The sequence below is a fragment of the Brevibacillus sp. MER 51 genome (assembly GCF_023714195.1).
GTDB lineage: Bacteria > Bacillota > Bacilli > Brevibacillales > Brevibacillaceae > Brevibacillus.
The window spans coordinates 257,508-281,279 of sequence record NZ_JAMAUS010000006.1 but is presented as its reverse complement, the minus strand read 5'-3'; the positions used below and the strand labels follow the sequence as shown (position 1 = coordinate 281,279).

The following is a 23,772-nucleotide window of genomic DNA, read 5'->3' as shown; positions in this document are numbered from 1 at the left end:
TTGTTAATCTATCTTTCTTTTTAAAGCCCGAATCCTGCAAGCGCGTGTCACCTCCTTTCGCAGGAAAGCCTCGCTTTTTGTGTTAAAAATCTCTAGTATATTCAGTATTGTGTAAAATGCAACAATCACTAGTGTAACACAACTGCTAGAATTCGTGAATCTTTTTTACACAATTCCCCGTTTTTCGTGTGACATCCTATTAAACGCCTGAGCGAATCAAAAGTTGCGGCGCCTTCGAAAAAAATTTAAAGTTTTTTTCGTGGTTCGTTATTCACCTGTCCGTTATGTACGAAGTGACATCCGCCACAATCCGTATTATAGGGGACATATGGCGGGCTGTCACGACTGAACCTTTTTCCAATTTGGGTCAAAACCTCATAATCTTGCTTGAATTAGGTTAATTTCCTAATGCATTTTCAAAGTTTACGACAGCCAAGTTGTAAGACAGGACAGCTTTTTGGTACTCGTTCTCACGAGTAGACAGCGCTTCTTCCGATTGGATTACTTCCAAAGTCGTCGCGAGTCCATTTTCAAAACGCAAATTTTTCAAACGATAGCTCTCAGCAGCAGAATCTTTTGCCGCTTTTTGGAAATCAATCGCCTCGCGAGCTGCGTTTAGGTTGAGGTATGCCTGTGCAACATCTTTCGAAACGGTACGTTTTGCCTCATCAATGGCAAGCTTCGATTTCTCGACGTTGTTGCGAGCTTGTTGACCAGAAAGAGTTGACGCCGCTGTATACTCGGCGATCAGCTTCACATTCAATTCTGCCAGCTTGAGCTCTTCTTCTGCTTTGGTAATTTCCAAACGTTTAGAGAGGGCCTGCTTCTCGGCATCTTCCATGGTAATCGAGATTGGAGCCATTTTCTTATTGGCAGAGACGATTTTCCATTCTTTTTGCAGATCAACACCGAGGAAATCGTTCAAATTCATCAGGGCAATTTCCAAGTTGTTTTCCGCAGTCGTCAACTGAGCTTTTGCACCAGCTACGCCCATTTCTGCTTCAAGAACATCAGTCTTCGCGTTCGTTCCAACATCAAATGCAGCCTTGGCTACTTTCAGTTGTGCTTCTGCACGAGCCAAGCTTTGTTTTTTTAGATTCACGTCATCTTGAGCAAAAATCAGTTTGTAATAGGCATCTTGTGCACCTAACTTGATTTTTCCTTCTGTAGACTTAACAGCGAGCGCATTCAGCTTCTTAGTCATTTCACTTTGGGCGCTTCTTACATACTTTGCTTGCGCTGCATCCAAGGATTCCAGCATGTCTGCTGTCATTTGTGCCGTGCTTCTGTAAGTAATCGAGTTGTTAATATCTGCATTTTTCGCATCCAGAATAGCATTTTGTAATGTGACGTTGGTTTTCAAAGCTTGTTCAATCGCTTTATCCAACGTCAACTCTTCTGTTGCGGCAGTATCAGGCGTTGTCGTATTCTCTTTGCCTGCCTCAGCTGCTACTTTATCGTTTGATGCTTGTACAGTCGTAGGTGCCTTTGCTTGATCGGAGCCTGTATTCGCAGATGCCGTCAAGGTTCCTGCGCCAAGGGCTGTTGTTAATAATGCCGCCAAACTGATAGACATCCATTTCTTTTTCGAATATGGAAAATTCACTGACTTCCACTCCTTTATTTTATATTGAGCACAAAATTATTAACCACATTAAATATGTGGTTTGTCCCAAGATCACTATATCACAGAGTTATCCTTCTCACACGCAAAATTATGCCATACCAGCATTTTCATAAGGGAATCATAAGGAACTCCTCCCTTTCCTTTTTTATTCCACAAGCACCACATAGAGTACTACGATTATGTGTCAAAAACATTTCAATGTTCGCCAACATTTCTTTGGCATGCTATCCTTTTCTTGAGGTGATTGTACGATGCTTACCCAATACAAAACCATCGCTGGCTACGGTGAGGACTATATCGTTATTGAGCGCTCCCGTTTTATCGGATATGCCCAGCGGGTTACCACTGAGGAAGAAGCGACAGCATTTATCGCGATGATCAAAAAGAAGCACTGGGACGCTACTCATAACTGTTCTGCTTTTGTCATCGGCGAAAACGATCAGATTCAGCGCTCGAGTGATGACGGAGAGCCTAGCGGTACGGCAGGCAAGCCGATCCTGGAGTGCATCAAGAAAAACGGCGTGAAGGATACGGTCGTGGTCGTCACTCGCTATTTCGGCGGAATCAAGCTTGGGGCTGGTGGACTTGTTCGGGCTTATACAGCTGGAACAGTCACTGCATTGAAGGCTGCGAAGATCGTGGTGCACACGCTGCATCAGACGGTCTCTGTCAGCGTGGACTATACCTGGTGGGGCAAGGTGGAAAACGAGCTGCGCCTAGGCGAACATCGCGTGAGTGGTACGGATTTTACAGACAAGGTGACTGCGCATGTGCTGATCCCTGAGGGTGAACAGGATGAGTTTGTCGCAGGGATGGTTGATTTGACGAATGGACAAGCTCAAATCTTGCTGGGGGAAAAGGAATATGTGGAGGTTCCTGTAGACGCGGTTGGCGATGTAGAAGAAGAGTAGTTTCTCCATGAAAAAAGCTGAAGAGGCGATGACCTCTTCAGCTTTTCTTCTATTATATATGGCGAAATATCTCGGCTTACTGCTTAGGCAGTTTTTTGAGTTGGACCATCACACGAATAGTGATGACAGCCATCTCAGCACGAGTCAGGTTGTTTGTTGGTTTGAAGCTGTAGGTTGACTTTTTCTCACCTGGATTATCTATTTCGCCGTTCATCAGTTTCGCCTTACTGACAGCAAGTACGGATGGAGCTGCATAGTAGCTAACATCTTTGGCATCTGAGAACATTTTGTTCAACGCCAGCTTGGAAGCATCGAGTGTGCCCAATTTGAGATTAAGCGCACGTGCGATCATGATTGCAGCTTCTTCGCGAGTAAGATTTTCATCTGGACGGAAGTACCCTGGTTGTTTTCCACGAATAATTCCAGCCCGAGCAGCCGTCTCAATGTATTTGTACTCATAATCCCACGAATCGCGATTCGGACGAACATCCGTAAAGGTCGGTTCTAACGGATCACGCTCGTTGCTATCCCGATATGGTCCAGCGTTAATTGGCAAATCCATCGCTTTGACCAGCATCGTCGCAAATTCGCCGCGTGTCATGTCACGGTTTGCCCCAAAGCTGCTTCCACTGTATGCTGGCATGATGCCTTTGGCGTACAGCGTCTCAATTGCATCACGAGCGAAATCATGTCCAATGACATCATCGTATGTTTCTCTCGTTTTCATGACCATGTAATAACCAAAACCAGCAAACGGTACGGTAACAGTCTTTTTGCTTGTACTCACTACGCCACTAATATTTTTCCATTCATCCCCATTGTGATAGAAAACGGTCAGGATGTTATTCGCTGCGTTTACAATGGATGGATCGTATTTGATGGTAATTGTACCGCGAAGGCTAGGAACCAGATTGTCTTGCCAACGACTCTTGAAGTCTTCCGCATCGCCTTCATCGAAGTATGGATCACGACCACCCGGGGCTTCTGTATCACCTGCATCTACATAGTACAGAGGACTTGCATAGTTAAAGTTAGCTTCCAGAACCAGTCGTTCTTCCAGATTATCCTCGTCGATGTTTATTTGTCCTGTTGTCCTGTCTGCCATACCGAAGTATAGAGGTACATCGACAAAAATATCTCCGTTAGGATTCTTCACTTCTTGACCAGCACGGCTGTCATCTGGTGACAGCAATACGGTACCTTTCGGGAACTTCAACTCAAATTGCTTATCAAATACGCTGAAAGTAGTTTTCTTCCCTAATACATCACGATATTCTGCACCATTTACAGTCGAACTCGCATTGTAAATCTTGATTTCGTCTTTATAGGTGCTATCGCCTACCACAACCGAGAATTTAATTGTGTTTAGACCTTTTTTAAGTGGAACTGTAGATGTAAATACATAGTAAGTCTCAGGGATTGTTTTCCCTTGATCGTCATCGTAATAGAAGTCAGGGTTGCTTGTATTGGATACTTTTGCCTCTGTTTTGCCAAACAATACTTTGTCCGCATTTTCCGCAAACACTTTCACAACTGCACTGTTGCTATTTACGATAACGTATGGATCGTTTTCTTTTGCTTTTACTGGGGACAAAACTTCCCAGCTGGAATATTTCTGATCGATGTTGATGTCATAGCGAATGACAGTGCCATTGTCATCTTCAGCTACGATGGTGTAGACCGTTGTTCCACCCTTTTTCAAAGTCAGAGGGAAAAGGGCCAGTTTCTGTTCTTGTTCTTTGGCATCAGTCACAGCATCTTGCACTTCTTCAACAAGATCGCCGTATTTCTTCGTGGTCATCTTCCCTTCAAATCGGGAACGGGACTGCGAATCAATGTTGTGCTCATCAAACAAGTCTTCCAAATCATTATTCAACGATGCTTCCAGGCGCGCTTTTACGTATTCCTGGTTTGTCGTATCTTGTTCCCAATCTCCACTCTTGTAGCGGAAATCGTTGATACGTTTTCCGTTCTTTTCAATGTAGACATGTGTTGCATCATTTACAGTAAAGCTCAAGTTGGTCAAGAAGTTGGCACCTGTCTTATAAGATGCATCTCCAGCTTTCTTGGTCAACTCTTCAGTATCACCATTGGAGATGATCTCCAGCTTCACATCCTCTACAGATGGCGTCTTGGATGAGTTGTAAGAAACATTATAGGTGAATACTGTTTGTGGATCGTCTTTCAAGGTAATTTTCAGGACGTTGTTACCTTTTTTGTAACCGAGCAGATTTTTAGGGATAAGGAACGTACCCTTGGTTGTATCGATACCAGCACTAATATCGATTTTCGAACCATTTAAGGTTGCCTCAATGTTACTTGACTTCAAAACATAGTTGTACACTTTCCCGTCGAGATTTCGGATATCATTCTCACTTTTTACTTGATATCCATCTTCAAAGCTACGCACCTGTCCTGTTGCATCTACATAGGTGATTTGAGCAAATGGAGTAATGCGAATATCCAGGGTGTAAGTAGCTGAACCTGTTCCACCAGGATATCCAATTACTAATTTACCCTGACCCTGTGGCAGCTTTTTCAAAGTAAGTGTAAATTCATCAGTAGCTGACGTAATTACATAGTCAACTCCAGAAGTCAACTTCTGCCCGTTATACGTAATGGTTGAATTATCAGGAGTTGGAATATTTTGCGTGACCGCCTTCAACTCCAACGGTGAAGTCACAATGATATTTGTAGCCGTCGGAGACAATACTTGTGCGTTTGCCAAATTTATCACTTGTGAAATGTTTGGCTTGGAGTTATCCAAGTATTTGAATTCATACTCGTAGTTCGCGACATTTATAAAGCCCGATGGAGACGATACGGTATTATCTGAAGCCTTTGACAGGTATTGATAGCTCAAGGATAACTTATACGTTTTACCGTCCTTAAAGATTCCTGCAGGTACCTTCGCCATATCTACCGCATATTCCGTAAATCCGCTTTGCGGGTTGCCGATCTCCTTGAAGCCTACCCCCTCAGCAGACTTGTACTCATATTTGTTACTGCCATCAGAAATCGTAATCTTGAATTCTTGGAACTTCTGCTCATTTGTAATATCTACAAACTTCAACAGCGCCGAGCCATTCAACGCCATCTCTGGGGATGAAGCTGGACCTGATATCGTCGATTGCTGGTTAGGCAGAAGTGCTACTCCCCCTAACGTTACTTTGTAAAACTGATCAGAGCTTCCGGATGATGTTGTCGTTACCAAGAGCTTTCGGACAAAAGTCCCTACCTCTTTATTTTGGTTAAAGACCCTGATCTCCAAGGTATTTTCGCCAAGTTGGGATGGAACACTCAATCCAAAAGATCCCGTGCGGTTTACCTGCGTTTTGACCACATCGCCTGTACGCATATTTTTCACTTCAACAGTATCCGCATTGAGCGCTTTCCCGTCCATATTCAAATTCAGACGGTTGAGTGATGGAACCGTGATATAAGTTGGACTAGTGTTGACATTCGGATCGTTCAGCGGTGTGTCATTTACTTTCAAGTCACTGACAAGTGGTGTGTTGTTGTATTGAACATAGAACTGGTAGTGCTCTTTTGTTACGTTTCCTACTTTTTCATAGAAAGCGATCTGATTCAGACCTGGTTTCAAGCCGATGTTGCTAAATGTAAAGTTGCTGCCATTAATCGCTGGCGCAGTATTGGCCAAGTCTTGAATGGAAGTGCCGTTGTTCGTGATCAGCTTCAGTCGCAAGCTGCTCCCAGTTACTCCACTGCCATACGTCCCAACCAAGGTTATCGTAGAGTCTCCATAAATCACTGGGGTATAGGCTGTCGTTCCTCCAGAGAAGTTAGTAATGGAGATTGGGCTGTTCTGCGAGTTGTACTCGTAATAAACAATAGCACGCTCTCCTGTATTCGACGCAAACAACTGAATTGCATTCAGTCCAGGAGATAGATCGATATCTGGCAAGATACCTCCAGAAGAACCAGTTACAGTTCTAACGGTTATGCCGTTTACTTGAACCTCTACAGCCCGTGTTTTATCCAATTTATCTGAAACAGTATATTCGTATTTCAAATTCGTTACTGTTCGATTTGTTACCTTTATAGGGGTACTTTGATGCTTACCCGCTCCGCCGTTATCAAATTTTAGCGGACCTTCTCCTGGAGCAGAAGGTTTTGGTGTGTACTGAAAGAAAATCTCTGCTGTATCATTCGTTGTATTGGCCGTTACTTTTGGCCTCACTGTAACTTTGGTCACTGCTCCACTGCTGTTCAAATAAAAATCTGGCAGTGTAATTTTGTTGCCTACGAACAATTGATTATTCGGAAACACGACATTATCAATTAAAACGTCTACACCTTGACCATTTTTGGTGCTATCGGTGTAAGTAAGCTCGACTCCATGGACCAGTTTGCTTAGGGTCTTGATCGGCGTGCTATAACTTTTACCATCGCCATTAGGTGGTGTCGGTGTCACAACATAGTCAGGTAGTGTCTGGAAACCTACCCAGTTGGAACCCAGCGCCGCAGAAGCTGGCACTGCTGGCAACATACCTGTAACAATCAGCATCATTGTCAGGCACATGACCAGCCAACGACGGAATTGTTGATAGGACTTGTTCATATTTTCACCTCTCCGTTTGTTTTTGAAGCCTCTTATGTGTCCCACACTTGTAATGGGACAATGTAATTCTCCCTATCTTTATCGGACAATTCCATTCTTCACTTAAGTGTTTCCCCCTAAATTTTGGCGAAAAAAAGCCCTAGCACCATTAAATGCTAGGGTTCTTTGTATTTCTAATTCGTCCGACGCTGTTGCTCGGTCTGTTTTATTTTGATCCGTCTGTAAGCGTTAATCAACGGACGGTGACGGCGGCTAACGAGTCCAACGATCTCCGTTCCAAGATGAATGGCTATCAGCAGCGCGACCATGACAATAATCGTAGTCCACTTCGTCGTCTTCGTCAGCAGGATCGCCATCGTCCCGAAGAAAATGCTGATCGAGTAAATTGTGAGTACAGTCGAGCGGTGCGACAGACCCATGTTTAGCAAGCAGTGATGTAAATGCCCTTTGTCTGGGCTCGAAATCGGCTTTTTGTTCACGATCCTGCGCACGATGGCGAAGAACGTATCCCAGAGCGGTACACCCAGCACGACGATTGGAATGATAAAGGAAACGAACAACGCTTCTTTAAAGCCCATGATCGATAGTGCAGCCAGGTTGAAGCCCAAGAAAAGCGAACCGGTGTCGCCCATAAACAGACGAGCCGGATGAAAATTAAAGTAGAGAAAGCCCAGGATCGCTCCAAGGAGCACGAAACAGTAGGTCGCTACCTTGTAATCATCCATCAACAAGGCCATGACACCCATTGTCCCTGCAGCAATTGCTGATACACCTGCCGACAGTCCATCGAGACCGTCAATCAGGTTCACCGCATTCGTTACCCCGACAATCCAAAACATTGTGATCGGAATCGCCAGCCAGAAAAGCCAGCCACTGCTGAAATCAATGCTCCCGCTATACGGTAGATTCACGACGCCAATCTTCAAGCCAAAAGGAATGACGACAATCGCTGTTGCGACTAGCTGGCCAAGCAGCTTCCATTTTGGCGAGAGTTGGTATTTGTCATCGAGCATGCCCACGACCATAACAATCGTACTTCCGATGAAAATTCCCAGCATTTCTGACATGGTTGTATGCGGGACAAATAGGAAGAACGCAACCAGATAACCGATATAAATCGCCAAGCCACCCATACGTGGCATGATTCGCGTGTGTACTTTGCGCTGGTTCGGAGCATCCACAGCTCCTACTTTTACAGCCAGGTTTTTTACATACGGTGTAGCAATAAACGATATGATCAGCGAAGTCAGAAATCCGAGGATTAGTGTAGACATCGACTGTTCTCCTCTCTACGGATGCATCTAGGAACGGCTACTCCATTTTTCTTTCAGTACGGTTAGAACAAACCGAGGAATAGCCAGTTGACGCTTCCAGCGTGAAGGCTCAGAAGCAAGTCGATAAAACCATTCCAAATGCAGTTTTTGCCAAATCTCGGGAGCGCGCTTTACTTTCCCGGAAATGACGTCAAAGCTGCCGCCTACCCCCATCATCAGGGAGGCATTTAACTGATCGCGATACTTCGCCATCCATTCATCTTGTCTGGGCGCACCCAGTGCGACGAACAGGAGCTGTGGTTTCGCTTCGGCAATTTCTTGTACAATTTGAGTTTCTTCCTCTGGGCGAAAATAGCCATCCCGACATCCGACGATTCGGGCGTTCGGATAACGAGCACTCAGTTTGTCTTTTGCCAAATGAATGACATCCGGCTTGGCGCCGAGTAAATACACGCCCCACTGATGTTGATCGGCTTTCGCCATGAGCGCTTCCAGAAGCTCCACACCGGTAACGCGCTCATAAATTGGCTGATTCGTCCATTTGGCAGCGTACACGATTCCAATTCCATCTGGAACGACATAGGCTTGTTCTACAATAGAACGGAAAGCGCGATTCTCTCTCGCTACCATGACGATTTCCGGATTGGCTGTCACCACGTGGGTCTTTTGACCGCTTTGTATGCGCTCTGTTATATGATCGACAGTCTCACGAAAACCGCGAGTCGTAAATGGCACATCTAATATGGTTGCGACCTGTTTGGTCATTTCTTCACCTTCAAGTGCTTGTTAGTAAATGAATGTTTAAAAAGACGGCTTTTTAAACTACCTTCTCATGGATGGAGTTGCCCATTAGCCATTCTACCCGAAAAGAAAGGCACATTCAAGATGATCATGAATGTGCCTTATTTCCTGCCGTCAGGGCAAACATTAATCCGCCCTCTGCTACTACTTTTCCATTTACCAGTGCTCTGCCATGCCCTTTGCCGACGGTTCCACGTACACGAGTAAGCTCAACCTCTAGTACCAGCGTGTCTCCCGGCTTCACCTGATCTTTGAAACGGAATTCATCAATGCCTGCAAACAGTCCGATTTTTCCTTGATGTTCCTCCATGCTGAGCATCGCTACTGCCCCAACCTGTGCCAATGCTTCCACAATAAGGACGCCAGGCATGACTGGATAACCAGGAAAATGCCCTTGGAAAAACGGTTCATTTACCGTGACATTTTTAATTCCAACTGCTCTTTTTCCTAACTCCAGCTCTTCAATTTTGTCTATCAACAAAAACGGGTAACGGTGTGGAATGATTTCCTGAATTTGCATAATATCCAAAGGCGCTTTGATTTCCATTATGTATCGCTCCATTTCCATACTTAACTAGACTTGTCTATGCATGAATACCCTTTAACCAACGAAACAATATACATAACTCCCGCCCCAGTAAAACGGACAAGCGGGGTTAAGATAAAAGGGGCACTTCCTCCCCAAAGCGGAAGTGCTCTTTTTCAACTTGAACCCTTACATGCGGTTCAACAGTCGAGCCTTTGCCAGATAAATCGCACTCGCAATAAATGAGAACGCTATAACCGACCAAAGTATCGCTTCACTGTACTCGTAACGGTACATAACGAGCGGAATGACCAGATACAAAAGAACGGTTGTCAGCTTGCCATAGGCATTAGCCGGGACAGTTTTTTTGCCACGGAAATGATAAACAGCTCCTGTTACTATCATGGCCAGATCGCGCACAAAGAAAAACAAGGCGGCCCATACACTGATTCGATCCGTCAAAAATAATGAGGCGATGACCGCCAGCATCATTAATTTATCTGCCAGAGGATCTAACATCATTCCGATGGTGGTCACAAGCTTATGCTTCCGCGCGATGTACCCGTCCGCAATATCGGTCACTCCCGCCAAAATCAAAATGCCTAAAGCGATTTCAACATGATACGGAAACTCCGAAAAAAAGACATACAGGTACAAAGGGATGAGCACGATGCGAAAGATCGTAAGCAAATTAGGAAGATTCACGGACATCCCTCCGTATTCAAATCGTCACTTCCTTTTTCAACCACTCGACCTATTATACTCTGTGGACAAACACCACAACAAGTCCCCGAAAAAATAGGAGCCCCAACCAAAGGTTCGGGCTTGTCCAGCTTCATTTTTACGTATCCTCAAACATTAAATCCCACATATGTTTGTAGGTTCCTGGATCGAATACTTCAGACATTGGCTTCTTGCCAACTCCACCGTATCCGATCATCAGACCAACGACCAGAGAGAAAAACAGCAGGAGTGGGACCAGCACCATCTTGGCAACTCTCAGTCGCCAATTTTTGCCGCTCCGTTCCCGCTCTCTTGCTTTTGACTTAACCTCTTCGGTCTGACGCGGGAAACGTTTGCTCTTCCCTTGTTCCATGCTCCTCTCCTCCGTCATGTTGAATTTATATAGCTTTATCTGCTTCTCAATTGGTTCGCAATACCCATCATTTGATCACTGATGCCAATTGCGCGTGAGTTCAATTGATACGCACGCTGGATGTTCACCAGTTGGGACATTTCTTCTGTCATGCTGACGTTTGATGACTCGAGAGCACCTTGGCGCAATGTTACACCATCATCATATGCACTGGTGTATTTACTTTGCGGTCCTGCCCCGAAAGCCAATTCGGCATCAAACAGATTCTCACCGACTTGCTTTAGCTGATCAGGGTTCTCTACATTCCATACACCAATTTTTACAGGTGCCGGCATTCCGTCCGCACTGAAAGTACCATCAGGGGAAATCGAGATGTTTTTGACTGGCTCCGGGAATACGATATTCGCACCATTTTCGTCTGTCAAAATATGGCCAGACGTGGTGTGCAGTACGTATCCCTTGTCATCATCATCATAAGACAGCTTAAAAGAACCATTACGCGTAAAGCGACTTTCTTCATCCACGGTGGTGTTACTCGCATCTTTGATTTTACGAGTGACCAAAAAATAGCCATCTCCTTCAATCAAAACATCTGTTGGCACACCTGTCTGCTTGAGACTGCCTTGACCGAGATCCAGCTTGGTCATGGCAAGATGCGCTCCACTACCGATTCTTATCCCCACTGGTGTATTGCGATTTTGGTTATCCGCTGCCGGCTGCTCATTCATTGAGTCTGTGAGAAGCTCGGAAAACGATGCTACCCTGCGCTTGTACCCAATCGTATCAATGTTCGACAGGTTGTTGGCTGTATTGTCCAACGCTTGCTGAATACCGCGCATAGCTGATGTGGAAATATTAAGCGACTGCATCCTTCCTACCTCCTATTATCCATTAACCCGACCAATTTCATTAGCAGCCTTGTCCAGCGTACCGTCAATCGTGGTAATTACCCGTTGGTTCGCTTCATAGGCGCGAAGCACACTCATCATACTCGTCATGGTTTGAGCTGGGTCTACATTCGACCGTTCACGCCAGCCCTGTTGTGTACCGAAACGTCCTGCGACCATAGGGGTATTGTACGTACCAGCTGCTATAGCAGCCTGATCGTTGGCTTCTGCCAAATCGATCCCTTCCACTGGTATATCGCCTTCAAATCGGAAAACATTCGTTCCTTCACGTACAAGCTTTAGCGGATCGGTTACCACTGCAAGTCCCAATCTAGCATGAGTAGGAAGCGCCGTATACTGTTCTGCTTTGGTGATTGGATCAATGGTAACTTGCATCAATTCGCCACGCTCGGAAATTTTCAGGTTTTGACCGACATTGGTTCCGAGTGCGGGATCATGGTTGATTCGAATCGCCTGATTAGAGCTATCCAGCACATAATATCCTTCCGCTGTCACCAGGTACCCGTCCGAATTCACGCTCCAGTTACCATTTCTCGTATAGCGGACATCCTCTTGCTGTACTGGCTGTGCCAAATCCGCTTGTTCAATCCGCGCCACACTGTAAAACAATCGCCGCTCATTGCCATCCTGATCTGGCTGAATATTGTCCAGCAACGCAATATCATATGGATTGCGTGTCTCTTCAATATCCCCCTGCGCAAAATTCGGCAGCGCCTCCGCCATGTATACCCCTGTGTTCAGACGCCCGATAATGGCAGGCTGCCCAGGCATAGTAGGGATGCCCGGAACATCCAGTCCCTCATGATCATTCATGCGCGAGAGCAATTGCTCCGGAAATGCGCGCATGACACCCACGTCCTGTTTGAACCCGGGTGTATTGATATTTGCTAAATTGTTCGCCAGCGATTCTTGCCTGTTCTGCAAAGCCAGCATGCCAGATGCAGACGTATACAAGCCTCTGATCACTTAAATCTTACCCCCTGAATAATCGCTTATTCGAGTGAGCCGGCATCTTGTCCAAATAGTCCAGCATCATTCCTGTTCCTTTTGCAACACACATCATTGGCTCGTCCGCTACCAGCACAGGAACCTTCAGCTCCTCTGCCAGAATCTCGTCAATACCGTGCAATAATGCGCCGCCACCGGTCAGGAAAACACCCTTATCAATTATATCGGCAGAAAGCTCCGGAGGTGTTCGTTCTAAAACAGATTTTGAAGCTTGTACAATCGCACTCACCGACTCAGCCAGGGCTTCCTGGACTTCCGTGGAGCGAATGGTAATCGTTTGCGGCAAGCCGCTTACCATGTCTCGACCCCGAATGTCCATTTCGTCCTGGCGTCCGCCGGATACGGTTCCAATCTGAACCTTGATATCTTCAGCCGTACGCTCTCCAATCAGCAATTTGTATTTATTTTTTATGTAACGCATAATAGCCACATCGAATGTATCGCCTGCTATTTTAATGGAGGAAGACGTGACAATGTCGCCCATCGACAATACCGCTACATCGGTCGTTCCCCCACCGATGTCCACTACCATATTTCCGGACGGCTGAAAAATGTCCATACCTGCCCCAACTGCGGCAACTTTCGGCTCTTCTTCGATAAATACTTCTCTTGCTCCACCGCTGCGCTCAGCTGCTTCGCGAATGGCCTTTTGCTCAACAGAGGTGATGTTGGTTGGGCAGCAAATCAAAATTCGCGGTCGGGCAAACATGCTCTTCCCACCAATTTTGTTTAAGAAGTGCTTCAGCATGGCCTCTGTGATTTCAAAATCCGCGATAACCCCTTCTCGCAAAGGTCGGATCGCTACGATATTCCCTGGGGTGCGGCCTACCATGCGATAGGCTTCATTTCCCACGGCCAAAACTTTTCTGGTTTTACTATCTATTGCCACGACAGATGGTTCGTCTAGGACAATTCCCTTGCCTTTTACAAAAACCAAGACATTGGCCGTGCCCAAGTCGATTCCGATATCTTTGCCAAACATGAAAGGTCCTCCCTGATTACCAGTTACATTTCTACCTAATATCATAGGCTCTTCTACGTGAGAGGACAAGGAAATTCTTTCTTACACACTCTCCTCCTGTTCTACTCGTACTTTTTTACTACGACGTTTGTACTTGATTTTGGTCGCTTCGCCCCCCCGAAGATGTCTGATGGCTTTGTGATATTCCAAAATTTCCTTAACCTGGTTCGCCAACTCTGGATTTATCTCAGGCAGCCGCTCAGTCAAGTCCTTGTGCACAGTACTTTTCGAAACACCGAACTCTTTGGCGATCATCCGAACCGTATTTCTTGTCTCTACAATATATCGGCCAATTTTGATGGTCCGCTCTTTGATGTAGTCGTGCACATTACTCGCCTCCTTGTATCTACATTGTCTGATACAATATATGGGTGCGTAGGGACACATATTCTACGTTTCCAAGCCTGACAAGCCAGCACGGCCGCATCTTTTTTCAACAGTTTGTACTACACGCAAAAAAACACCCGCAATTGTTGTATTTTGCAGGTGTTTTTCTACATTCATTGGTTATTGATTTTTTACTTCCGTATCAGCCTGAATCAAGTATTGCTCTGGATTGACAGGCTTTTTATCGATGCGAACTTCGAAGTGAAGATGTGCGCCAGCGTCTTTTTCAAAGGTGTTGCGTCCAGCAGACCCGATTACTTGACCTTGTGTCACTTCATCGCCTGGTTTGACTGTTACGCTCTCCAGACTTTGATAGACCGTAATCATTTTGTCTGCGTGCTCAATCTCAATCTCGTTGCCGACAAGTGGATCGTTCACCACTTTTACCACTTTGCCCGCAAGAGCCGCGACGACATCAAAGCCCTTGCCATCCGTGGATACGAGGTCAATACCTGTGTGCGGATAGAAGGAGTTGTCAAAGCTCACCAATGCTTTTTGCTGACTCTCCTTGGAGGCTTTCTCATCGTAGTAGTTCATGCCTACATTGTACTGTACGCCTTTTCCAACTGGCCAAGCGAGTGGTTGTACGCCACTTGTAGCAGGTACTGCTTCTTCGTTTTGTGGTGTAGTCGCCTCAGGAGCTGCAGGAGTTGTCACTGCCACGCCATCTGTGCCATTCGTCATTTTGGATACCGTGTCCATGACATTGCCCTGATACCACATCACAAAAGCGAGAATGATTGCTGCGGTGCCGATGTAGATTGCAGGAAACGCCCATTTCTTGCCCAAAACTTTTTTCCAAGAACTTGCCTTCTTGAATGGAATCGGTTGATTTTGATTTTTTTGATCTTCCATTTTATTCATCACCTCATCCCTCAGTATCGCCAGAATTTTGGCGTATAAACCTGAGAGAGTAGGGAAAAGTAAAAATTTGCATCGCTTTTAAGCTGGGATGACCCTTTTATACTCTTGCAGACTAATTCCTTGATAGAAGTGTTTGACGATTTGCTCCGCGCTTTTGCCGCTTTTGGCCATTCCATTTGCTCCCCACTGGCTCATCCCGACACCATGACCGTACCCTTTGGTCGTAATGAATACCTGATTGCCGCGCAAGTCCAACGTAAAGGAAGAAGAATTCAAATTGAGCTTTTCACGAAACTCTCTTCCTGTAAACTCCTTGCCGCCAATGCTGATGGTTCCTACGCGATTTCCGGTTGTACGCGATTCGATCCGATACCAGGAACCATTGGTAGAAGCCTCCTGTGTGAGCTTGACGCCCAAATTCTTTTCTAGCTCCACCGTGGACATGACGACCGTTTCCTCATAGCGAGGAGATTGAATATCCCACGGACTCGCAACGCTCTTCAAATAAGGAATGGGCTTTTCCCAGTATTCATCCGAGTTCTCTGTAAATCCATTACTGGTGGAAAAGAACGTCGCGTCAATGGGCTCGTTCTGGTAGGTCAGGATAATCCCTGCTGTTGCCATCACTGCTTGCTGGATGCGTTTGTTTTTCCATTCGTACTGGTCTCCCCAACGCTCACGCCGTTGCACTTCATCCATATAGACTTGATGCTGCACCGTATCCAAGACCTGCCCGCCTGAGGGAACATCATCAAACTTGCCCTCTTTTAATCGGCGCACGATATAGGTTCTGGCCGCCAACGCCTGTGCTTTTAAAGCCTCCAGCTCAAACTCGGCTGGCATTTCTGCCGCTACGACTCCCGTAATATACGTTTCTAGCGGCAATGTTTCCACAGTCTTTTTTTCTGTACGGTACACCTTTACCGGCAGAGAGGAAGCGGATTCCTTCATCGCTGGTATGGCAGGCTCCGAGACGGCCACAGTAGGCTGACTGACAGGGCTTATTGCTGGTGAAAACCAAAAGACCAGAGCAGCAGGCATCAGGACGAGCAAGATCGGCAAAGCGATAAAGCACATGAGTAGATAGCGTTTCATGCAAGAGATCCTCCCCGTTACGTACTAGACACGAAAAGTCTTAAATAACCTACTAAAGTCTATGTTCAGTAACAGAGCGGTAGAACGAGAGAATGAGAGAGTCGAGAGAACGAAAAAAAGACCCCCTGCATCCGCAGAGAATCTTTCGTTTTGCCATATGGTTGACGCATTTATCAAGCAAAATTAGGAGAGAAGCTTACTTTGATGGTTTCGGAAACGGCTTTTTCACGAGCCTTTTCTTCTGGAACCACGCGTTCTACATCTGCTCCCAAAGCCAGCAGCTTTTCCGTAAAGTTCACGTAGCCACGGTCAATATGGTGCAGAGCAGAGACCTCAGTCTCTCCTTCCGATACGAGCCCAGCCAGTACAAGTGCTGCACCAGCACGCAAGTCAGTTGCTGCTACCTTGCTGCCTGTCAGCTTGGAACCGCCTTCGACGATGGCACTGCGGCCTTCGATCTTGATGTTCGCATTCATGCGGCGGAACTCTTCCACGTGCATGAAGCGGTTCTCAAATACTGTTTCGGTCACAATGCTCGTTCCTTCTGAAACAAGCAAAAGCGCCATCATTTGCGACTGCATATCTGTCGGGAAGCCAGGGTATGGCAGCGTTTTGAGGTCAACTGCTTTCAGTGGGCCAGTGCGGCGTACACGAATGCCGTTTTCTTGCTCCTCAATGTCCACGCCCATTTCACGAAGCTTGGCCGTCACGGATTTGAGATGATCGCAAATTGCACCTTCCACAAAGACGTCCCCACCGGTAATCGCTGCAGCCACCATGAAAGTTCCTGCTTCGATACGGTCAGGAATGACACAATGTGTGCAGCCCTTCATCTTTTCCACGCCTTCGATGCGGATCGAACCTGTACCCGCACCGCGGATTTTTGCTCCCATTCTGTTCAGGAAGTTCGCCAAATCAACGATTTCCGGCTCTTCTGCCGCATTTTCGATCAATGTGGTTCCCTCTGCCAAAGCAGCGGCCATCATAATATTTTCTGTTGCACCGACGCTAGCAATATCCAGGTAGATTTTCGCACCCTTCAATCGTCCTTCTACCGTCGCTTCAATAAACCCTTGTCCGATTTCGATTTTGGCTCCCATAGCCTCAAACCCTTTTAGGTGCTGGTCGATCGGGCGTGTACCAATGGCACATCCACCCGGAAGAGCGACACGAGCTTGTCCTTTTCTGGCTAAAAGCGGCCCCATCACGAGGAAAGATGCGCGCATTTTGCGGACCAGTTCATAGGACGCTTCTACACTCGTAAGCTTGGAAGCATCGATCGTCAGCACTTCATGATCATATGTAAGGGAGATTCCCATCGATTTCAAAAGGTCGCATATCGTCCGGACATCGTCGAGGCCTGGTACGTCTGAGATGACGCAAGTCCCTTCTTCTGCCAAGATAGATGCTGCAATAATAGGGAGTACGGCATTTTTGGCGCCAGATACTTTTACATTTCCAGCCAATGCCTTACCACCACGGACAATAATTTTATCCAATGTGTACCCCTCCGCGTGCTAATATTCCACAGTGATGATTGGTGTACCTACCGTAATCCATGTTCCAGAATGGCTGTCACGATGCGTAGCCACCTGTAGATTCATCTTTTGACCGTTTAACGCGATGAATGATTCCCACATAGGGGTATACCCTGAAATGCTGACAACCGTCTCATCTTGCAAACGTTCTAATTCTGTTGCCTGGAGAGTACCAAAAATCGACAATATTTTACCCTCCTGTTGGTCAACACCCATCTTAACATTGTACAATCCGCGAATACAAGTGCTAATTTGCGGAATAAAGTCGGCGCTTTGCAGGGCATTCGTGAAGGTTTCCTGTACTTGTCCAATATATAGTAGCGAATCACGGCTTCCAGATAACTGAAGTACTAGATATACAGAAAATGCTCCATTTTTAGGCACTCCTGTCACCTCGTAGCTCAGATCCACGCCGTTTTGTGTGTATGTAGTCCCATATGCGAGTATGTTGTGTTTACGCGATTGTTCGCTTGGGGAAAACGGAATCTCAAGTTGTTGTGCCCATCTCATCGCCAACTCTTTTACTTGTTCAGCACGCAGGCCTTCTCCCATCGCCGTACGCATACGTACCTGAACCGATACACCCGTTGCGCCTGTTTCTTCTAGTACTTTCATCATTTCTGTCACAACCGGCTTTTCTTCCTTTGCTTGTGCAGGCATCCAATACACGGCCCCCATCACGAGCAATAGAGCCAGCACACACCAACCAGACCATTTCCCCATTGATATCCTCTCCCTATGCTTACATGTATCTCTTTGTACTTCTCATTTTGTACATGTAGCTGGGTGGATATACCAGCGAATCGTCGTCTTTGGGTATTTAGTTGAACAAATTCCCGAACGTCAGGGACCAGCCCAAGTAATCAAGGAAAAAGCGGGACAGTTCATATCCAATCACAATGGAAAGAAAAATTTGCAACAGCTTCGCCTGAGCACCATTTGGTTTTTTCAAAATTTTATCAAAGCGAAAGGATTGCAACGCCCACCAAGCGAGCCCAATAAACGCAATCGATAAAATGATGCTCAACAAGCCATATACTTCTTGTGACATGCTAGTTACCTCCTCATTGCCCAACCGAGAATCATAGAAAAAGGGACGGCCCGATCACGAGCCATCCCTTCTATTGTACCTGAAGTGCTATTCAGTTACGAGTATCACTGAGAGCTGGGAGAGAGCATGTTGCCAAAATCAAAGGACGGATTGAAATGAATCTGGATATAGTCGGTGACCAGACCCGGGAAAGCCCCGAAGAATACGGTAGCGATTGCCATGATGAGAATAAACGTCCAAATGCCTTTTGGCACAACCATCGGTGCTTCGGTTGTCCCAGGACGCATGTACATCTGACGAATAATCCCAAAGTAGTAGTAGTAGGAAATGACGCTGGTGATGATCATAATTGCCGCCAGCCAGTAGTTTTCTACCACTAATGTACCCATGAACAGATAGAACTTCCCGAAGAAGCCAACCGTAATCGGGATACCTGCCAAGGACAAGAGGAAGATGCTCATCGCGATTGCCATCACAGGCGAGCGATGGTACAATCCGGCGAATCCTTTCAAATCCTCTGTCTCTTGCTCACGAGATACAACCATAATCACAGCGAAAGCACCAAAGCTGACCAGCAGGTAACCGAACAGATAGAAGATCACTTCGCTGAAAAAGAGAGAGGTCGGCGGTACAAACGGCACGAGCAAATAACCCGCTTGCGCAATACCGGAGTAAGCCATCATACGCTTGACGTTTGTCTGCCTGAGCGCCATCGTGTTTCCGATAATCATCGAGGCCGCTGCCATCAGCCCCAGGTAGAGACTTCCCTCTTCGAAAAAGAACCGTCCTGATCCCGTTCCATCGGAAACGTTGAAAAACGAGATCATCATTACTCGAAAGATCAGCGCGAACCCTGCTGCTTTTGACACAACTGCCAGAAAAGCAGTGACTGGGGTAGGAGCACCCTGATAGACATCTGGCGCCCACATGTGGTTAGGCGCTGCAGATATTTTGAAGGCAAGACCTACTGCGAGAAACGCGAACGCCGTATAGACAAGGAACTGATAGCCCGCCATTCCCGCTTCTGCCAACCGGAATGAGATTTCATAAATATGTGTGGTTCCCGTGAGTCCGTACACGTACGACATCCCAAACAGGAGCACAGCGGTTGCAATACTTCCCGAAACGACGTATTTGAACGCCGACTCGTTGGAAAGCCGCGATTTTTTTCGCAATCCGACCAGTACATAGGACGAGAGAGACAATAGCTCCAGTCCCACGAACAAGGTAATCAAGTCAGCCGAAGAAGCCATGACCATAGCCCCGAGAAGCCCGGTCAGCAGCAAATAATAATACTCGCCTCTGTGCTGGACTTCCCCCGATTTCAGATAGGACAGCGAGATGAGAATGGCAAAAGCTGTCCCTGCCAGGAAAATCAGCTTGAACGCATTGCCGTAATCATCGATCCGGATCATGTCGATCATGTAGCTATATGGCTTATCGAGAGCATTCATATTGATGATCACAAAGATCGCCGCAATGACCGTGCCCAGGAAGGATAGCCAACCGATGACCTGCTTACCAAGACGCTTGCCCGCAAAAAGGTCCAGCAGTGATAAAAAGGTAGCAAAGCCAAGAATGATAAACTCGGGCAGAAGGTAGCTCCAGTCATATGAGAAAATATCTTTAACCTCCATGGATTACCCTCCTATTCCCGTTACGATAGGTACGATCGTTTTCAGCGCCTGCTGCATCGGATTCCCCAGAACTGCCGGATAAACCCCGATGAGAATAATACATCCCAACAGAACTACCATCGGAATGACTTCCATCGGCTGTGCATCAGCAAGTCCTGTACATCTGCCTGGAGTAGGGCCAAAAGTTGTTTTCAAGATCGCTCTGAGTAAATACACCGCGGTGAGGACAATCCCGATCGCTCCCACTGCTGCCATTACTGGCAAACGACCAAACAGACCGAGGAAGGCAAAGAACTCACTAATAAATCCGGACATGCCCGGAAGTCCGAGTGAAGCCATCCCGCCTGCCAACAACACGCCGCTGACAAACGGCATGGATTTGGCTAAACCGCCCAAATCGTCGAGCAACGATGTCTGTGTCCGATCCCAAATGACACCGATCAAGAAGAAGAGCAGAGCTGAGATAAAACCGTGGGAAATCACCTGGAACATCGCTCCCTGAAACCCGATCGTGTTCATCGAAGCGAAACCGAGCAAGACGATACCCATATGGCTGATACTGGAGTAAGCCAGCACCATTTTTAAATCCTTTTGTACGAAGGCCAGCACAGCCCCATACAAAATGTTGATAATCCCCAAAACTGCCATCCACGTAGAGAAATCGTAGGCCTGCTCCGGGAAGAAGCCGATTCCCATCCGCAAAAGGCCGTACGCCCCCATCTTCAGCAAAATACCGGAGTGAATCATGACGATTGAAGGTGGAGCCTGTACGTGAACGCGTAGCATCCACGTGTGGAACGGAAATACTGGCAGCTTGATCGCAAAAGCGATGAACAGTGCTAGGAAGATGCCAAAACGCATTTCCGGCGTAAGGATTTCGGTTATCGGATGCCCTGGTGTCGTCAGGATCGCCGTGATTTCATCGATATTGAGCGTCCGCATGATGACAAAGATCACGATGAAAGCCAGCAGCATGATCCCTGAACCGATTCCGTTATACAACAGGAATTTGTTTGCTGCTTGTTCGCGCTCCCCATATCCCCAAATCCCGATGAGGAAGTACATCGGTACGAGTGTCAGCTCGAAGAAAATGAAGAACAGAAAAAGATTGTCTGCAGCAAAGACTCCCAACATGCCGATCAGCAGCAGGTGAAACAGGATAAAATACTCCTTCTGCCTCTTCTTGATCTGCCATGAAGCAATTGCTGCAAGGGTACCGATAATCGCCGTCAGCAAAATCAATGGCATCGAAATACCATCTACACCGAGTTCATAGTTGATCTCAAAAGCAAAGACCGTGCCTGCCTGAGCCATTCCAATCGGAATCGAAATCCAACTGTGCTTTTCTACGAACTGCAGATTGGCTGTCTCGTAATCAAACATGCCGAACATCCAACCTGCCAGGATAAGTGCCGGCAACGTTCCAAAAATCCCGACCTGCTTGATCACACCTGCATGTCGACCGGGGATAAAAGCCATGACGAGAATCGCCAGCAGCGGAGAGAACACCAGTGATGACAAAAGGATATTACCCAAAGAGTCCACCTCCCTTGGCCGTCAAACTGATGGCGATGATCAAGAGTAACAGACCGAATATGACCATTGCTCCATAGGATTGAATCTGCCCACTTTGTACTCTTGCGTGCAAAGATCCGATTCCCTGGGTGATTTTTGCTGTCAATCCAACCAAACCGTCCACAATGTACTTATCAAATACATCCAGGACAAATCCAAGCCAGCCTAATGGACGAACAATGACGTTGTGATACAGCTCATCGATGTAGTACTTCTTGTATGAGAGCTGATAGAGCCACGGCATTGTTTCTGGAATCGTGTCCGAGGAGATGGATTTCTTGCCGTACATCAGGTAAGCCAGCACGACTCCAAGAATAGAGATCAACAGTGCCACAATCTGCAACCAAGCGGCCGCGTGCTCACTGCCTTCCCCAAAAATGCTCGTGATTGCCGTACCTGTTTTCGTTGACAGCAACCAATCAGAGAGTAATGGCGCGTACGGTGTATTCACAAAGCCCGCGACAACCGCAAGCAATGCCAAGACCAAGAGCGGACCAGTCATGACTCCTGGAGATTCGTGAGCTTCGTGCTTGCCACGTGCCTTCCCTGCGAATGTCAGGAAGAACAGACGGAACATATAGAATGCCGTAAAGAATGCTGCTAAGAGCGCGATGAACAGCAAATCGTAGCGATGTGCTCCGTAAACAGCCCCCAGAATCGCTTCTTTCGACCAGAAACCAGCGAACGGAAAGATTCCCGCAATCGCCAAGCAACCGATCAAGAAAGTCAAAGCGGTGATCGGCATCTTTTTCCACAAGCCACCCATTTCGAATACATTCTGCGTATGTACGGCATGGATGACACTACCTGCTCCCAGGAAGAGCAGTGCTTTGAAAAAGGCGTGAGTCATCAAATGGAAGGACCCTGCTACATAACCAGCAGCACCAGCTACTCCCAATGCCAGCATCATGTACCCGAGCTGACTGACTGTGGAATATGCCAAGACACGCTTGATATCCCGTTGGGTCAAGCCGATCGAAGCTGCAAATATGGCGGTGAATCCTCCTACATACGCCACAACTGTCAAAGCCGTATCGGATGCGATAAACAGCGGATAGGTAGCAGCGACCAAATAAACACCAGCCGCAACCATCGTTGCCGCGTGAATTAATGCCGACACAGGTGTTGGGCCTTCCATGGCATCAGGCAACCACGTATGAAGCGGAAATTGACCTGATTTTCCCATGGCCCCAACGAAAATGAGAATCGCCGCGAGCGTAATCATCCATGGTTCCAGTCGTCCGAGTGCGATACTCTCAAAAATTGCTCCGTACTCAAAGCTTCCGGTCCACCAGAACAACAGACATATCCCGATGAACAAACCAAGATCCCCGATGCGTGTAACGATAAAAGCCTTTTTAGCGGCTGCTTTTGCCTCTCTCTTGAAGTAGTAGTAGCCAACGAGCAGGAAGGAGCATACCCCTACCAGCTCCCAGAAAATATATACTTGCAACAAATTAGGCGAGATGACTAATCCCAGCATGGAGAATGTGAACAGCGCCAGGTATTGATAGAACACCGGAAAGCGTTCATCCCCATGCATGTAGCCTTTGGAGTAGATTTGGACCAACAGACTGACTAATGTCACAATGACGAGCATCATGGCATTCAGCGGATTCACTTCGAAGCCCATGTTGATCACGATATCGCCAATATGCAGCCAATCTATCACATAATTGTAATCGGTTCCCCCACCCTGGAATCTCTCCCAGAAGATGAGCACTGCAATTCCAAAAGAAACAGCCGTCAGGGTAATGCCCACTATGGCCGCTCCTTCTTTCAATTGGCGACCAAATGAGACGATCACGATGAAAGCAAGAAGCGGAAACAGAGGGATCAGCCAGGCGTAGTGCATTAGAGTATCCATCTTT

Annotated in this window: 20 protein-coding genes; 1 reads left to right on the top strand and 19 read right to left on the bottom strand. The window is 46.8% G+C overall.

The genetic code is table 11. The features are described from left to right. Window positions 1–397: 397 nt before the first annotated feature. Window positions 398–1,606, bottom strand: a complete 1,209-nt coding sequence (locus M3630_RS15390) for a TolC family protein (RefSeq protein WP_251252644.1) — start codon at window positions 1,604–1,606, stop codon at window positions 398–400. A gap of 272 nt (window positions 1,607–1,878) precedes the next feature. Here M3630_RS15390 and M3630_RS15385 point away from each other — a divergent pair, with 272 nt between their 5' ends. Beyond that, on the top strand, window positions 1,879–2,538 hold the full coding sequence (locus M3630_RS15385) for a YigZ family protein (RefSeq protein ID WP_251252643.1): 660 nt from the start codon (window positions 1,879–1,881) through the stop codon (window positions 2,536–2,538). A gap of 76 nt (window positions 2,539–2,614) precedes the next feature. On the opposite strand, the gene M3630_RS15380 is transcribed toward M3630_RS15385, so the two are convergent. From M3630_RS15380 to nuoL, 18 genes are all read right to left on the bottom strand, one after another. Next, window positions 2,615–7,120: an S-layer homology domain-containing protein gene (locus tag M3630_RS15380; RefSeq protein ID WP_251252642.1), complete on the bottom strand. Its 4,506-nt coding sequence runs from the start codon at window positions 7,118–7,120 to the stop codon at window positions 2,615–2,617. Window positions 7,121–7,293: 173 nt separating this feature from the next. Next, window positions 7,294–8,394, bottom strand: coding sequence for a glycosyltransferase family 4 protein (locus M3630_RS15375; protein WP_173610486.1), 1,101 nt, complete (start codon window positions 8,392–8,394; stop codon window positions 7,294–7,296). Window positions 8,395–8,421: 27 nt separating this feature from the next. Beyond that, a complete protein-coding gene (locus tag M3630_RS15370) occupies window positions 8,422–9,159 on the bottom strand; it encodes a WecB/TagA/CpsF family glycosyltransferase (RefSeq protein WP_048035063.1) in 738 nt (245 codons plus the stop codon). A 124-nt stretch (window positions 9,160–9,283) separates the two neighbouring features. Continuing rightward, window positions 9,284–9,742 carry a 3-hydroxyacyl-ACP dehydratase FabZ gene (gene fabZ / locus M3630_RS15365; protein ID WP_173605649.1) on the bottom strand — a complete coding sequence of 153 codons (459 nt, stop codon included), beginning with the start codon at window positions 9,740–9,742 and terminating at the stop codon, window positions 9,284–9,286. 168 nt (window positions 9,743–9,910) lie between these two features. Then, a complete protein-coding gene (locus M3630_RS15360; protein WP_137032012.1) occupies window positions 9,911–10,432 on the bottom strand; it encodes a CDP-alcohol phosphatidyltransferase family protein in 522 nt (173 codons plus the stop codon). Window positions 10,433–10,562: 130 nt separating this feature from the next. Continuing rightward, entirely contained in the window at window positions 10,563–10,817 is a 255-nt protein-coding gene (locus tag M3630_RS15355) for a DNA-directed RNA polymerase subunit beta (RefSeq protein WP_173610485.1), read from the bottom strand. 35 nt (window positions 10,818–10,852) lie between these two features. Next, complete coding sequence (locus tag M3630_RS15350) at window positions 10,853–11,686, bottom strand: flagellar hook-basal body protein (RefSeq protein WP_251252641.1); 834 nt, start codon at window positions 11,684–11,686, stop codon at window positions 10,853–10,855. 15 nt (window positions 11,687–11,701) lie between these two features. Further along, on the bottom strand, window positions 11,702–12,691 hold the full coding sequence (locus tag M3630_RS15345) for a flagellar hook-basal body protein (RefSeq protein WP_251252640.1): 990 nt from the start codon (window positions 12,689–12,691) through the stop codon (window positions 11,702–11,704). A gap of 7 nt (window positions 12,692–12,698) precedes the next feature. After that, the gene (gene mreB / locus M3630_RS15340) at window positions 12,699–13,715 is read right to left on the bottom strand and encodes a rod shape-determining protein (protein WP_069850976.1); all 1,017 of its coding nucleotides are present in this window, start codon (window positions 13,713–13,715) and stop codon (window positions 12,699–12,701) included. 81 nt (window positions 13,716–13,796) lie between these two features. After that, window positions 13,797–14,081: a sporulation transcriptional regulator SpoIIID gene (gene spoIIID, locus M3630_RS15335; RefSeq protein ID WP_003388385.1), complete on the bottom strand. Its 285-nt coding sequence runs from the start codon at window positions 14,079–14,081 to the stop codon at window positions 13,797–13,799. A gap of 180 nt (window positions 14,082–14,261) precedes the next feature. Continuing rightward, window positions 14,262–14,996, bottom strand: coding sequence for a M23 family metallopeptidase (locus tag M3630_RS15330; RefSeq protein WP_251252639.1), 735 nt, complete (start codon window positions 14,994–14,996; stop codon window positions 14,262–14,264). 87 nt (window positions 14,997–15,083) lie between these two features. Further along, the gene (gene spoIID / locus M3630_RS15325; protein ID WP_251252638.1) at window positions 15,084–16,100 is read right to left on the bottom strand and encodes a stage II sporulation protein D; all 1,017 of its coding nucleotides are present in this window, start codon (window positions 16,098–16,100) and stop codon (window positions 15,084–15,086) included. 173 nt (window positions 16,101–16,273) lie between these two features. Beyond that, entirely contained in the window at window positions 16,274–17,599 is a 1,326-nt protein-coding gene (gene murA, locus M3630_RS15320) for a UDP-N-acetylglucosamine 1-carboxyvinyltransferase (RefSeq protein WP_016740202.1), read from the bottom strand. Window positions 17,600–17,617: 18 nt separating this feature from the next. Next, a complete protein-coding gene (locus tag M3630_RS15315) occupies window positions 17,618–18,361 on the bottom strand; it encodes a YwmB family TATA-box binding protein (protein ID WP_251252637.1) in 744 nt (247 codons plus the stop codon). A 97-nt stretch (window positions 18,362–18,458) separates the two neighbouring features. Further along, window positions 18,459–18,689, bottom strand: coding sequence for a DUF1146 family protein (locus tag M3630_RS15310; protein WP_047069796.1), 231 nt, complete (start codon window positions 18,687–18,689; stop codon window positions 18,459–18,461). Between the two features lie 104 nt (window positions 18,690–18,793). Next, window positions 18,794–20,326, bottom strand: a complete 1,533-nt coding sequence (nuoN, locus tag M3630_RS15305; RefSeq protein WP_173610479.1) for an NADH-quinone oxidoreductase subunit NuoN — start codon at window positions 20,324–20,326, stop codon at window positions 18,794–18,796. Between the two features lie 3 nt (window positions 20,327–20,329). Next, window positions 20,330–21,862 carry a complex I subunit 4 family protein gene (locus M3630_RS15300; protein ID WP_251252636.1) on the bottom strand — a complete coding sequence of 511 codons (1,533 nt, stop codon included), beginning with the start codon at window positions 21,860–21,862 and terminating at the stop codon, window positions 20,330–20,332. Continuing rightward, on the bottom strand, window positions 21,855–23,768 hold the full coding sequence (gene nuoL, locus M3630_RS15295) for an NADH-quinone oxidoreductase subunit L (RefSeq protein WP_251252635.1): 1,914 nt from the start codon (window positions 23,766–23,768) through the stop codon (window positions 21,855–21,857). Before nuoL ends, M3630_RS15300 begins: the two co-directional genes overlap by 8 nt. Window positions 23,769–23,772 lie beyond the last annotated feature (4 nt).